The sequence below is a fragment of the Bacteroides sp. DH3716P genome, from assembly GCF_025914115.1.
GTDB lineage: Bacteria > Bacteroidota > Bacteroidia > Bacteroidales > Bacteroidaceae > Bacteroides > Bacteroides ovatus.
On record NZ_CP083673.1, the window covers coordinates 330,676 to 344,473 of the forward strand.

The window sequence follows — 13,798 nt, forward strand, 5'->3', positions numbered from 1 at the left end:
TTGAATTTGATAATTTGTTTTCTACTTATTTTCTTTAGAAACGAGAACCGGCGCCGCCGCCACCGCCCATTCCTCCGCCAAAGCTGCCTCCGCCAAAGCTGCCTCCGCCAAAGCTGCCTCCACCGAAACCGCCTCCGCCTCCGAAACTACCTCCGCCGAAGCCTCCAATAAATGGACCACCTCCGCCACCTCCCCGGTGGTGGTAATCATTATCATAACTTTGTTGGCGGCGTATGATGGTATGTCCGCAGTTTCTACATGTATAGGTAACATCCTCGGTTTTCACCCCGTTAATTCGGGATACGACAGCACTTCCGCTTCTCTGTAATTGATGTTTACCACAATTCGGACAACGGCTTTGTTTGCGTGCCGAAAAGAAAGCAAGACCTCCGCCAATAGCAATAAAACAAAGAATGGCAAGAACAAAATCAAAAGAACCACCGCTGTTCGAATCGGAGAGAGCATCATTTTCCATAGAACCGTCAAGCCGCTGACAAGTCGCTTTTAGGCCGGCCACCATTCCGGCATCCCAATTTCCGTCTTTCAGGTAAGGAATCATATATCTGGTTTGAATCCTTTTACAGATCGCATCGGGGAGCACTCCTTCCAAACCATAACCGGTATAAAACTGGATACAACGTTGATCTGTAACCAACAAAATAACCAATCCGTTATTTTTATCTTTCTTCCCTACACCCCATTTATTAAGTAACTGATGGCAGAAGTTGAAACAATCTTCTTCTCCGATTGATGGAACTACGGCAACCACCGTTTCAATTCCTGTTTGTTGTTCCAAGGCATAAAGCATGGAGTCTATACTGTCACAAGCTGCCTGTGAAAGTATGCCGGCCGGGTTGCAAACATATTGCATTTTGTTTTGCAGGTGAACTTTTGGGAGGTTGTCCACCGTGTATACTTTCTCTTGAGCTTGTAGTGGGAACAGAAGAAAAGTAGCTAGTATAAAAGTCAATATTGATTTCATAACGATTATTTTACGTTTGCAAATATAGAAACTTTTTCTGTTATGAATCTAAAACTCCTTGTTATAATAGGTTTAATGAATGTATCGCCCGACGAATGCACGGACTCGGTCGGTGTATTCCTGTTTATTCTCTTTGTATGAAACTGCATGAGCCGCTCCTGGAACAATCCATAGTTCTTTGGGTCCCGGTTTGGCTTCGTAGAGCGAATATACCATCCAGGTAGGCACATACGTGTCTTTATCCCCGTGAATAAACAGCATCGGAAGCTGTGATTTGGCTACTTGTTTCAGTGAGGAAGCCTCTTTAAAATTCCATCCATATTTCTTCTCGCAAAGCCAGCTTGTGGTATACATGAGTGGAAAAGGGGGAAGGTGGAAACTAGCTTTAAGCTCATGTGAGAATTCGTCCCATACACTGGTGTAGCCGCAATCTTCCACAAAGCATTTAACAAATGGTTTCTGTTCCTCACCGGACACCATCATGGTTGTCGCACCTCCCATTGAAATGCCGTGTACAACCATTTGTGTACTATCTCCGAAAATCTCATTGGCAATGTTCATCCATTGCAATACGTCCCAACGGTCTTTCCATCCCATCTGGATGGCTGGGCCTTCACTTTCTCCCTGATGTTGCAGGTCGGGAAGTAATATGTTATATCCTAAATCTCGATTATACAGATAACCAATCATAAACATACGGATAGCATTATCTGTATGTCCATGCACAATGACTGCTGTCTTACTGGTGGGTTGGGGAGCAGCAACATAATACGCATGAAGTTGTATTCCGTGCGGATTGATGATGAATGTATCTTTCAGTGCATCCACTTGTTTCAGGCTGTCCACCCATGGACGTAGGAAAGGGTAGTTTCTATACATGAAGGGATAAGAGTCAGCATCTTTAGACAAAATCTTGGCATTCGGAGTCAATGAAAAGTTTAACATATAAAAACTTCCTCCGATGGTGCAGCCGGTCAATGCCAGCATGATAATAATGATGCTATATACAACTTTTCTCCTCATAAAAACTCTCTCTAATCCTTATTTATGCCATATCTCCCATGCGGCAAATGCCTGGAGCAGCAGCATTTCCAGACCGTTTTTAACAACAGCCCCTTGTGCTTCTCCTTTTTTCATGAACAGCGTAACATTCGGATTATATAACAAATCATAGAGCAAATGGTTTGGAGTCAGTAGCTCATAAGGAATATTAGGGCAGAAATCTACCTTAGGAAACATACCTACGGGAGTACAGTTGACGATGATTGTATATTCTGCCATAATTTCGGGAGTCAGTTCCTCATAAGTCAGCATATCATCGGCTTTGTGGGTGCGTGATACGAATATACTTTCAATACCCAGGTTTTTCAGCCCGTGGTAGACGGCTTTGGAAGCTCCGCCGGTACCCAGAATCAATGCTTTTTGGTGATGAGGCTGCAATAAAGGTTGAATGGATTGAGTAAATCCGATGATGTCGGAGTTGTAGCCAACCAGTTTGACTTTCCCTTTCTGCTGGCGGATGATTTTAATGACATTCACAGCACCTATCTTTGCGGTATCACGGTCGAGTTCATCCAAAAAAGGAATCACTTGTTCTTTGTAGGGGATAGTCACATTAAGCCCGCATAAATTGGGATTCTCTTCGATAACTTCCATGAAGTTATTAATGCTGGGAATTTCAAAATTCACATACTCTGCATTGATACCTTCGGATTTGAATTTCTCATTAAAGTATCCGATAGAAAAAGAATGTCGCAGAGGGTAGCCGATTAAACCATATTTTTCCATAATCATTTATTGCTTAGTTGGGTTATTGGGTTTACTTTTTAGAAGACGTACTATTTCTTTTACTTTACCGTCAGGGTATTTGTCTTTATAGTATTCCGTCAAATCTTCGTATATCCAGAAATTATAAGGGCGGCCGATAAAGATATTGAAAGTGTTAGATGACTTCTCGCCGTCAATGCCTAATTTCAATTTTATATGGTTGTATATTTGGTCGTCAGGAGGAATAAGTCTGCAAGTTTTGGCTATTTCAGTCGTTATTCCATACATACCATGAGCTTCTGCTTCTTCGATTGCGAATTCCTTTTTTGTTATAGGAAAGCCATCAGAATTGAGTAATGTATATGTACCGGAGTTCTTTTCCTGAATAGATATACTGTATGATTCTCCATTGGTATAGGGAGATTTACTCTCTAAATCGGCTTTTATTTTTTCTTTAATTTCGTCCGTTTCTACATCTATGCCATATTCTACGGCAACGATATCGAATTTCTGTTCAGATTGAGAGGGGGGGCTGGTAATTACTAAACCTTGTTTCTGGTCAATTTCTTGTCCGTTCAGGCAGAATTTCCGGTCGAATACGGGTTCTTTCTTTGATTTCCAGGTCAGTTTACTGGAAAAAGTGATGACAGATGGTTCTTTTCCGTCATTCCAGTCTATTTCTACTTTCTCATTATCGAATGTATGATCGCCATTGAATTCCCCGAAAGTCAGATAATATTTTCCGTCTTTGCTTACTCCTGTTTGCAGACCTGTGAAATAGGCCATATAAGCTCTGGTGCGTTCGTTTAGCGGAGCATCTTTTTCGTAAGTCTCCCCTTTGTAGATCGCTTTTATTCCTTGATTGGCGATAGAGCCTTTGGTGAGTGGATTCAGTAAGTCATTGCCTTGAGCATCCTGTACTGAAATGTAAAGAACTATGGGAGCAAAATCCCATATTAGGTCATCTCCTCCATTGTTTGCCGGATCACAAGAGGTGAAATTGATACAACAAAAAATGCAGAGTAGAAATAGTCCAATTGATTTTGTTGTTTTCATAAGGTTACATTATTAGGTTATTTGGTTGCGGTATAAAGAGTGCAGATACCAAAGGTCAGCCGTTTGAAGTTGACTTCGCTAAAACCGGCTCGGGCGATGACTCCTTTCATGACTTCCCCTTGAGGAAATACTTTGATGGTGTCCGGCAGATAGCGGTAGGCACTGTTATCTTTGGATAGAAGCTTACCCAATAATGGAATGACGACTTTAGAGTAGATGGAAAACAGTTGTTTCATCGGGAAGCGGTCCGGAGTGGTAAGTTCCAGAATAACAAGATGACCGCCCGGTTTCAGTACGCGGCACATCTCGGAGAGCCCTTTGTCGAGGTCTTCGAAGTTGCGGATACCGAAAGCTACAGTAATAGCGTCAAAATCATTGTCGGCAAAAGAGAGTGAAGTGCAGTCCTCCCGGGCAAAAGATATTTTATCCGACAGTCCTTCCTTTTTTACTTTTTCACGTCCCACATTCATCATACCTTCCGAGATGTCCGTGCCGATTAGTTCGGCAGGTTGCAGTTTGCGGCAGGCGAGGATGGCAAAATCCCCTGTACCGGTCGCTACATCCATCATTCGCTGCGGTTGAAAAGGGTGTAACCAGGCAATAGCTTTTTTGCGCCAGCTGCGGTCGATACCTAAAGATAAGGTATGGTTCAGCTTGTCGTAGGCATGTGCGATGTTGTCGAACATACGTTCCACTTGCTCGGTCTTTTTTCCTTCTTCGTCGTAAGGCTTGATATGTTGTTGCGGGTAATCCATTTTTTAGTTGATAGTTGATAAATGATAGTTGATAGTTGAAGAAGATAGTTGATAAATGATAGTTGGAAGATGACAGAGTTAATAGTTATATGCGATAAGCTGCATATTAACTATCATTTATCATCTATCAACTATCATTTATTATCTGTCATTTATCGCTTATCAGCTGTTCAAAAAAGTTTCGACGTTTTTGAATATACGTTCAGCGATATTGCTAGTATCTTCTTTCACGAATTTCTCACCGGTGATGTTTTCGAACAATTCGATGTAGCGGTCACTGATACTTTGTACGATAGCCGGAGTCATTTCCGGTACTTTCTGACCGTCTTTGCCTTGGAAGCCGTTTTCCATCAACCATTCGCGAACGAATTCTTTAGAAAGTTGTTTCTGCGGTTCGCCTTTTTCGAAACGTTCCTGATAACCTTCAGAGTAGAAATAGCGGCTTGAATCCGGAGTGTGGATTTCGTCCATTAGGTAGATAGTGCCATTGTGCTTACCGAATTCGTATTTTGTATCTACGAGGATCAGTCCGCGCTCTGCTGCGATTTCAGTACCGCGTTTGAAAAGGGCTAATGTATATTTTTCGAGAATTTCATACTCTTCCGGAGTAGCCAGTCCTTGTTTTAGGATTTCTTCTTTAGAGATGTCTTCGTCGTGCAATCCCATTTCAGCTTTCGTAGTCGGAGTAACGATGGGTTCCGGGAATTTCTGGTTTTCGCGCATTCCGTCCGGCAACTTCACGCCGCAAATTTCGCGTACGCCGCTTTTGTAAGTACGCCATGCGCTACCACACAGGTAACCGCGTACAATCATTTCTACCGGAAAACCTTCACACAATACGCCTACCGTTACCATTGGGTCCGGAGTAGCCATTTTCCAGTTCGGACAGATGTCAGTAGTGGCATCGAGGAATTTAGCTGCAATCTGGTTCAGCATTTGTCCTTTGTAAGGAATACCTTCAGGAAGTACTACGTCAAAGGCCGAAATACGGTCGGTTGCTACCATGACGAGTTTTTCGCCGTTGATGTTGTACACATCGCGCACTTTTCCGTGGTACACGCTTTTCTGTCCCGGAAAGTTGAAATCTGTTTTTGTTAATGCTTTCATTGTCTTTATTATAATTACAAATTACAAGTTACAAATAACAAGTCGCAATAGGATTTCGAATCTAAAGACGATTAGTCTTTGGCCAGTTTCACCGGACGTTCGCCGTTGATAACCAGTTGTTCGTTTTTCCGTTTCTCCCGTTCGGCTTTCGCTTCTTTGTCGAATTTTTCGTAAGCATCCACGATACGTTCCACCAGTTTATGGCGTACGATATCTTTTTTATTCAGTTCAACAAAACTGATACCTTTCACTCCCTTTAAGATGCGGAGAGCTTGCACCAATCCCGATGTTTGTGAAGCGGGGAGGTCAATCTGTGTCATGTCTCCCGTCACAATCATTTTGGTGTTCATACCCATACGGGTGAGGAACATTTTGATTTGCTGTGTGGTAGTATTCTGGGCTTCGTCCAAAATGACGACCGCATCATTCAGCGTGCGTCCGCGCATAAAGGCTAACGGGGCAATCTGGATAATGTTCAATTCCATGTATTCCTTTAACTTGGCAGCAGGTATCATATCTTGCAGGGCATCGTATAAAGGTTGCAGGTATGGGTCGATCTTATCTTTCATGTCGCCGGGCAGGAAACCGAGCTTTTCTCCGGCTTCTACGGCGGGGCGGCTAAGGATGATTTTTTTGATTTCTTTATTCTTCAATGCACGTACGGCGAGGGCGATAGCGGTGTATGTCTTTCCCGAACCTGCCGGACCGATGGCAAATACCATATCATTCTTGGCGAATCCTTCTACCAGTTTCAACTGGTTTTCACTTCGGGGGATGATAGGTTTTCCTGTGACACTGAACACAATCACGTTTCCTGTCTGTTCTGCTTGCGGCGCATTTCCTTTTATAATGTCAATGATAACTTCTTCTTTCAGTGAATTATATTCGGCGCAGTACTTTTCAAGTTTGGTGATATTTTCTTCGAAGGCACACATTTCTTCCTCGTCGCCCAGCACTTTGATGACATTGCCTCGGGCAACTATGCGTAGCTTTGGATATAAAGCTTTAATTAACTGTATGTTGGCGTTGTTTACGCCGTAAAAAATAACCGGATCAATGTCCTCAAGAACAATCAGCTTCTCTATCATTAAGTTGTATTAAAGAAAAATTTCTGCAAATTTAATGAAACGTTTTGGATTCTCTGATTGTTTGGAGGTGAATTTTACTGCAATTTACATTCATCTTCCGTTCATCGGGCAGTAATATGGAAACAACCTTGCTTCAGTTCGTATTTGATATAGCATTTTTCAGCTTGTCGTAGATCTCTTAAAACTTCGGATAGAACAAGTTTCAGTGTGTCGGCACTCACGTCCTGCATAGGGCGACCGTCTTTATCTTCCACTTTCTTAAAACGTTTCCAACTAACATCAAAAGTAGCCCCGAAACAATGTGCCGAGTTGGCGGAGGCATTTCCATTGCGACGGCGGAGACGTTTCACATCGTTTTCAGTACGTAGTACGGAGGTGATGATTACCTGATTGGGATTCAGCCCTTTGGCAGCCAATGAATCGAGAAAGTTGGAGCCGATTGTATCGAGCAATGCGCTGGCACGTGGAACGAGGTAGGGAATGGAATGTGTCAATGAATCCACTGCATAAAATTCATTATCAGTGATATGAGTCAACTTTTCTTTCATTGCTTCCGCTTCCTCTCGGTCTGCCAGCGGGCTAATACCTATCTTTTTAGCGACTTCCAGATGTGCATCGTTCAAATCAGGGAAAGAACGTTTGTAACTGACAACGCCACGAATATTGTGCGGCTTGTTCAATTTCAGTGACATGTCTTTCTTTTTGCAGCTTGAAGTAAGCGTTGTAAGCCCAATAACAAGTAAAAATAGCGGTAATATGCGAAGCTTGTAAGTAGTCATTTTGTATTTTTTGCCCGCAAATATACGCTATTTTTTCATACGTTCTATGTTTTGCATTATTTTCCGCCTCATATCTTTTACGGGTCACTCTAAAATATTTTCCGGTATTTCCGGACGGGTATCAAGAGTGCCTATAATGGTATAATCCGTGTTATCTATTGTTGTCTTCAGCGTTGGTATTATTAAATAATCACTTCTAGTAAGAGCCTTGTTAATAAGTTGCTCCCAATCTATCTTTAAATATCTTTGTATAAGATTGATAACTGCATTTACACTTGTAACTCCATCAAATAGTTCAAATCTTAATTTGTGAGGGGTGGGAGGGGTTGATGCATCCGTGAAATTTCCTTGTTCGTCAGATGCATAATTTAATGTTAAATAAGGTATGGCGTATGTAGGAGATGAGTTGCCGAAACCATTTTCTAATTTGACTGAAAAATCGTATGTTCCTTTGGCTATCGGATTTTGGGATAGTTCGTTTTTGGAGTCGCTATATCGGAAGAAATAGCAATCTTTAGATTCATTGTTAATCAAATAGACCACAGTGCCATTGGACAGTGCCGGATGATTACTTTCTTTTATTGCGTATGCCAAATAACTGTCTATAATTTTAATTTTTAATTCAACTATTTCGTTGGTGATATTATCTTTTACTTTCACCTTTGTTTCTCCTTTCTTTTTGGGGGTAACTTTTAAACTTCCCATTCCTATTGAGCTGGATAAATCTACATCGATGCTTAAAATATCAGTTTCTTCTACAGTCACGGTATAGTCTCTGTTTCCACCTCTAATGGTAATATCTGTTGCTCTTAATAAAGGTTGTTCGTAATACTCTTTTTCAAAGGATAAAGGATATATCTTTTCTTCATTATTATTGCCACAGCTAAAAAAGATAATTGTACAGAGGAATGACAGTAGTGCTCCAAGTAAATGTTTTGTTTTCATGATTATTTTGTTTTATAGTTTTGCAGGAGAGATATAGTCTTATAAGTTCCTGTGTTGACGTTGGAGGCAAATATAAAGATTTTATCGATATGTTGGAGTAAATAGTGTATTTATTTCCTGTCCTCCAGCTATTTTCATACATTTGTAGCGGTTTATAAAAATAGGCCACTTTCCCACTAAACATAACACACATGAAAACAGATTTCGATTACAATTCTATGCCCGTTAGCTTCGCTCATTGCTTGAATGGACATTGTTTGCGTGCGGACAAATGTTTGCGGCGACAAGTAACTCTCCGAATGCCGAAAGAGCGGGCTGCTGTAATGGTTATTAATCCCGAACATGTCACTTCCGATGGTGTAGACTGCACTTACTTTATTGATGAAAAGCCGGTGTTGTTTGCACGGGGTATGAAACATTTGCTGGATCGGGTGCCGCTTGCTGATGCCACCGTTATCAAACGACAGATGATAGCCTACTTTGGCAAAACGATCTATTACCGTTGTTGCAACAAGGAGCGGCTGATTAAACCGAAGGAGCAGGAATACATACAGGGACTTTTCCGCAGGCGGGGAGTTACAGAAACGCCTCAATTTGACGAATATATAGAATACTATGATCTTGGGTAAGTATATCCGTTAGTTCCGGTAGTCTCACATATTGTGGGAAAGTATTCTTTTATATTATGGGAATTTATTCCCGCAAAATAAGGGAATAAATTCCCTCCAGCTAGGGAATCTTTTCCCATAATATATGGGACTACCGGGGACTGTAATACCCTGATAATAGTTGACTGCCTTTTTTCTTATCTTCGGGTTGGGTTGACATTTATTATGTAGGTATTATATAGCAGTCCCGGTATGAGAAATGCATGATGAAAGTATGAGAAATACCGGTTTTTTATGACATTTCAGGCAAAATATTATGAGAAACAGCTTTTTGAAAAGTATTTCTCATAGTGCTATTGCTTTGAATTACAGGTAATTATTCTATGGATTATGAGAATATGAGAAATGATTTTGCAAAATCATTTCTAGTGGCGCGACATTCCGGGATTATTGTAATTGTATACAAAGAATGAGCGATATGGCTTCACGACTTATTACATATTTTGTGTTACATATTTTATGTAACATAAAGAACGTAATAAATCCGGAATGTTCAAAGAAGATTTATTCGAGTTATATATAAAAAACAAACGCTGATGAGAACAAGTAATCATGCTTTTCTCATCAGCGTATATTATGTTGGATTACAACTATTTCTTATCTTTTTTCTCGTCAGCTTTTGTTGCAGGCTTTTCCTCCGTTTTGCTTTCCGGATTGATAATACCCTTCACTGTTTCACCGATAGGAAGCTTGTCCAATACGCCAAGGCTCGGAGCTACTGTCTTTACTAATGTGTTCAGGAAATTGCTAGTTCCACCGTTTCCTCCGTCGAATACAGTGATATTTCCTAGGTTCATGTGTTCGAACGCCTTCACCTGTTCGCCGGCGATTTCCTTCCACTGGTCTACCATCTTATATTGGATAGCGATAGCTGGATTCGATTCAGCTGCTCTTACCATTGCTTCGAAACCTTCTGCTTCCGCAAGTAATGATTTCTTCTTACCTTCCGCTTCTGCTTCCAGTTTCAATTGGATAGCTTTTGCTTCCGCTTCGGCTTGTGCTAAAGTAGCCTTTGCGCGTGCTTCCGCTTCGCGGGTAATCTTTTCAGCGATGGCATTTGCTTGCAGGATAGCTTCCTGTCTGGCGATTTCCGCAGGAACAATCTTTTCAGCCTTCAATGAAGATTCCACTTTCCGTGCCTTAGCTTCTTCCACTTCCTTTTGCGCAATTTCGCGTGCAGTTTGTACGGCAGCTTCCGATTTTGCGGTAGCTTCACCTGCTTGCTTATCGGCATTAGCTTGTGTTACAGCTAGTTCAGCATTGGAAAGTGCTACCTCTTTCTGTGCGTCATTTCGTCCGATAGCAGCTTTCTTGGCAGCTTCCGCCTGTTTGATTTCCATATCCGAGTTTAGTTCGGCAACACGGCTTTCTTTTTCTGTATTTGCCTGCTCGATACGGATATTCTTTTCGGCTTCAGCCTTTGCTACTTGTGATTCTTTTTCTGCATTGGCAATGGCTACTTGTGAGATTCTGTCCTTATCTGCATTTGCAACGGAGATTTCCTGTAGTTTTTTGGTTTCTGCAATAGCAATATCCTGATCTTTGCGGGTTTCTGCTACTTTCGTTTCACGCTCCTTTATTTGATTGGCAATTTTGATAGCACCCAGCTTTTCCTGTTCTTCGATGTTAGCCTGTGCCTCGTTCAGTGCTTTACTTTCAGCTTCCTTACCTAAGTTGACAATGTAGTTGGCAGCGTCGCGAATATCACTGATGTTGATGTTCATCAGATACAAACCGAATTTGCGAAGTTCAGTATCAATATTATCTTTCACTTTAGCCAGGAACTTATCCCGGTCAGAATTTAATTCTTCGATAGTCATATCGGCGATCACCATACGCATCTGACCATATACAACATCAGTAATTAAGTTCTGCTTGTCATCCATCGTCAGACCCAGCATACGTTCTGCGGCATTCTGCATCACTTCGGGATCTGTGCTGATGGCTACGGTGATTGTAGTCGGCACATCTACACGAATATTCTGAGCGGATAGCGCACCGGTCAGTTTACATTCGATCTGCATGGGTTTCATGGACAGGAATTCGTAGCCTTGAATAATAGGCCATACGAAGGCTGCACCACCGTGGTATAGTTTTGCCGACTTTTTATCTCCTCCCGTTTTACCATATACGACGAGTACCTCGTCACTCTTACATTTGCGGTAACGGGAAAGGATACCAATGAAGGTAAGCAAAATGACTGCCACTAATATAGCAGCCATTATCAACATTTCTTGTGTCATAAAATTATGTATTTGAATAGTTATTGAATGAACAGTGTTCCGTCTTTGTAACTGGTGATGATTGTTCGGTCTCCAGTCTGGTATGTTTTTCCGGATTCGGAGATGACGTCTACTTCACGCATGGCTCCGTCCCGGGTGGTCTGTACAGTATATTTGCTGTCGCTTTGCTTGAAGTAGATGGTACATTCTCGTCCCACAAGTTGATCTGTCTGTTCAGAATGATTCACTTGTTGCAGTTGATAAGCTTTCTTATAGAGAAACCACACAGCGAGAACAAAGAAAAGACCCACCAGAATTCCGATGACATAACTTTGAATTTCAGTGTTTCCCGCTAAATACATGTACCAGCCGAATCCGATTCCAAAATGAGTTAGTCCTTTAAAAGAAACTACGCTACTGATGTCAGCATCTACGTCTACATCTGCATCTATGTCTCCGAAAAAGATGGATAGAACGAATTGGATTACAAATATTCCTGTTGTCACAAGGGCAATAATAAGGAAAATGGTACTACTCATAATTGTGAGGTATTAGTGAATCATGATTATTTTGTTCTCCAAATATACAGGTTTATGCGAATTATACAAAGATAAATGAGATAAAATGACTACTTTTGCGCGCGAAAACCCTAAAAAAGAGGAATTAGCGTGCAAAGGTATTTTATTTATTTGGCTTACGACGGAACCAACTATCACGGTTGGCAGATTCAACCGAATGGGATTAGTGTGCAGGAATGTCTGATGAAGGCATTGTCTACCTTTCTGCGTCGCGAAATTGAAGTAATAGGAGCAGGCCGGACGGATGCGGGAGTGCATGCCTCTCTGATGGTTGCTCATTTTGATTCCGATGAACTGTTGGATACTACTTCTGTTACTGATAAATTAAATCGTCTGCTACCTCCCGATATTTCCATTTATCGTGTTTGCCGGGTTCGGCCGGATACCCATGCCCGTTTTGATGCGACTGCGCGAACTTATAAATATTATGTGACGACATCGAAATATCCTTTTAACAGGCAATATCGCTGGCGTCTTTATAACCAGTTGAATTATGAACGCATGAACGAAGCAGCGCGTATCCTTTTCGAGTACAACGATTTTACGAGTTTCAGTAAACTTCATACGGATGTAAAGACCAATATTTGTCATATCACTCATGCAGAATGGACGCAGGAAGAAGATGCTACCTGGGTGTTTACCATTCGTGCCGACCGTTTCTTGCGGAATATGGTGCGAGCCATTGTAGGCACGCTCATTGAAGTGGGACGCGGGAAACTGACTGTTGAAGGTTTCCGGCGGATTATAGAACAGCAGGACCGTTGCAAAGCCGGGACATCTGCTCCGGGGCAAGCCCTGTTTCTGGTCAACGTGGAATACCCGGAAAGTATATTTGAATGTGATGACCAGCAATCATCTATAACTGGCGAACCGTCTGTCGCTGATAACTTATAATTGGTAATTAGTAAATAATAAATATTCTCATGTGGTTATTATTAGCATTCCTCTCGGCTACTTTGCTGGGCTTTTATGATGTATTCAAGAAGAAATCGTTGAAAGATAATGCAGTACTTCCTGTTTTGTTTCTAAATACATTCTTTTCCAGTCTCATCTTTCTACCGTTTATCCTGATATCCGTTTATCAACCGGACTTGTTGGGAGGAACAATATTCAATGTTCCCGTTGCTGGTTGGGAACAGCATAAATATATTATCATCAAGTCGTTCATCGTATTGTCTTCGTGGATATTCGGATATTTCGGAATGAAACATTTGCCCATAACCATTGTAGGACCTATCAATGCCACCCGTCCGGTGATGGTGCTCGTGGGAGCTATGCTGGTATTCGGTGAACGATTGAATCTCTATCAATGGATTGGTGTGATGCTGGCCATTGCCTCTTTCTTTATGTTGAGCCGTTCGGGAAAGAAAGAAGGAATTGATTTTAAGCATAACAAATGGATCTTTTTTATTGTACTGGCTGCCATTACAGGTGCTATCAGTGGTTTGTATGATAAATATCTGATGAAGTCTCTGAATCCGATGTTGGTGCAATCCTGGTATAATGTTTATCAGGTGTTTATCATGTGTCCTATCCTGTTGTTGCTTTGGTGGCCTAAAAGAAAGTCCACTACTCCGTTCCGCTGGGATTGGACGATTATCCTGATCTCCATTTTCCTTTCTGCTGCCGATTTTGTTTACTTTTACGCATTAAGTTACGATGATTCGATGATTTCTATCGTTTCGATGGTCCGTCGGGGAAGTGTGGTTGTTTCTTTTACTTTCGGTGCGCTTTTCTTCCGTGAAAAGAATTTAAAAAGCAAAGCGATTGACCTTATACTGGTGTTAATCGGAATGATATTCTTATATTTGGGGTCTAAAAGTTAAAACAGTTACACAAGACTGTTTGTCA

At 41.5% G+C, this 13,798-nt stretch carries 14 protein-coding genes; 3 read left to right on the forward strand and 11 right to left on the reverse strand.

Features of this window, described 5'->3' with window-relative positions; translation table 11 throughout:
- Window positions 1-34: 34 nt before the first annotated feature.
- The 9 genes from KQP79_RS01015 to KQP79_RS01055 form a co-directional block, all read right to left on the reverse strand.
- Window positions 35-982, reverse strand: a complete 948-nt coding sequence (locus tag KQP79_RS01015) for a TPM domain-containing protein (protein ID WP_195455756.1) — start codon at window positions 980-982, stop codon at window positions 35-37.
- A gap of 72 nt (window positions 983-1,054) precedes the next feature.
- Window positions 1,055-2,005, reverse strand: coding sequence for an alpha/beta hydrolase (locus KQP79_RS01020; protein WP_004301723.1), 951 nt, complete (start codon window positions 2,003-2,005; stop codon window positions 1,055-1,057).
- An 18-nt stretch (window positions 2,006-2,023) separates the two neighbouring features.
- Window positions 2,024-2,770, reverse strand: a complete 747-nt coding sequence (locus tag KQP79_RS01025) for a shikimate dehydrogenase family protein (protein WP_004304542.1) — start codon at window positions 2,768-2,770, stop codon at window positions 2,024-2,026.
- A gap of 6 nt (window positions 2,771-2,776) precedes the next feature.
- The gene (locus KQP79_RS01030; RefSeq protein WP_004308551.1) at window positions 2,777-3,805 is read right to left on the reverse strand and encodes a hypothetical protein; all 1,029 of its coding nucleotides are present in this window, start codon (window positions 3,803-3,805) and stop codon (window positions 2,777-2,779) included.
- Between the two features lie 17 nt (window positions 3,806-3,822).
- Entirely contained in the window at window positions 3,823-4,560 is a 738-nt protein-coding gene (gene ubiE, locus KQP79_RS01035) for a bifunctional demethylmenaquinone methyltransferase/2-methoxy-6-polyprenyl-1,4-benzoquinol methylase UbiE (RefSeq protein ID WP_004308553.1), read from the reverse strand.
- Window positions 4,561-4,722: 162 nt separating this feature from the next.
- Window positions 4,723-5,667, reverse strand: coding sequence for a phosphoribosylaminoimidazolesuccinocarboxamide synthase (locus KQP79_RS01040; protein ID WP_004301731.1), 945 nt, complete (start codon window positions 5,665-5,667; stop codon window positions 4,723-4,725).
- Window positions 5,668-5,738: 71 nt separating this feature from the next.
- Window positions 5,739-6,755 carry a PhoH family protein gene (locus KQP79_RS01045; protein ID WP_004301740.1) on the reverse strand — a complete coding sequence of 339 codons (1,017 nt, stop codon included), beginning with the start codon at window positions 6,753-6,755 and terminating at the stop codon, window positions 5,739-5,741.
- A 101-nt stretch (window positions 6,756-6,856) separates the two neighbouring features.
- Window positions 6,857-7,534, reverse strand: coding sequence for a DUF5715 family protein (locus tag KQP79_RS01050; RefSeq protein ID WP_004301742.1), 678 nt, complete (start codon window positions 7,532-7,534; stop codon window positions 6,857-6,859).
- A gap of 84 nt (window positions 7,535-7,618) precedes the next feature.
- Window positions 7,619-8,479, reverse strand: coding sequence for a hypothetical protein (locus KQP79_RS01055; protein ID WP_004308557.1), 861 nt, complete (start codon window positions 8,477-8,479; stop codon window positions 7,619-7,621).
- A gap of 191 nt (window positions 8,480-8,670) precedes the next feature.
- On the opposite strand from KQP79_RS01055, the gene KQP79_RS01060 reads away from it, so the two are divergent.
- Window positions 8,671-9,108 carry a DUF6078 family protein gene (locus tag KQP79_RS01060; protein ID WP_004304549.1) on the forward strand — a complete coding sequence of 146 codons (438 nt, stop codon included), beginning with the start codon at window positions 8,671-8,673 and terminating at the stop codon, window positions 9,106-9,108.
- Between the two features lie 629 nt (window positions 9,109-9,737).
- On the opposite strand, the gene KQP79_RS01065 is transcribed toward KQP79_RS01060, so the two are convergent.
- On the reverse strand, window positions 9,738-11,390 hold the full coding sequence (locus KQP79_RS01065; RefSeq protein ID WP_004301748.1) for a flotillin family protein: 1,653 nt from the start codon (window positions 11,388-11,390) through the stop codon (window positions 9,738-9,740).
- Window positions 11,391-11,410: 20 nt separating this feature from the next.
- On the reverse strand, window positions 11,411-11,908 hold the full coding sequence (locus tag KQP79_RS01070; protein ID WP_004301750.1) for a hypothetical protein: 498 nt from the start codon (window positions 11,906-11,908) through the stop codon (window positions 11,411-11,413).
- Between the two features lie 129 nt (window positions 11,909-12,037).
- Here KQP79_RS01070 and truA point away from each other — a divergent pair, with 129 nt between their 5' ends.
- Together truA and KQP79_RS01080 are read left to right on the forward strand one after the other, a co-directional pair.
- A complete protein-coding gene (truA, locus tag KQP79_RS01075; RefSeq protein WP_004320895.1) occupies window positions 12,038-12,841 on the forward strand; it encodes a tRNA pseudouridine(38-40) synthase TruA in 804 nt (267 codons plus the stop codon).
- 29 nt (window positions 12,842-12,870) lie between these two features.
- Window positions 12,871-13,773, forward strand: coding sequence for a DMT family transporter (locus KQP79_RS01080; protein WP_004301754.1), 903 nt, complete (start codon window positions 12,871-12,873; stop codon window positions 13,771-13,773).
- Window positions 13,774-13,798: the final 25 nt, after the last annotated feature.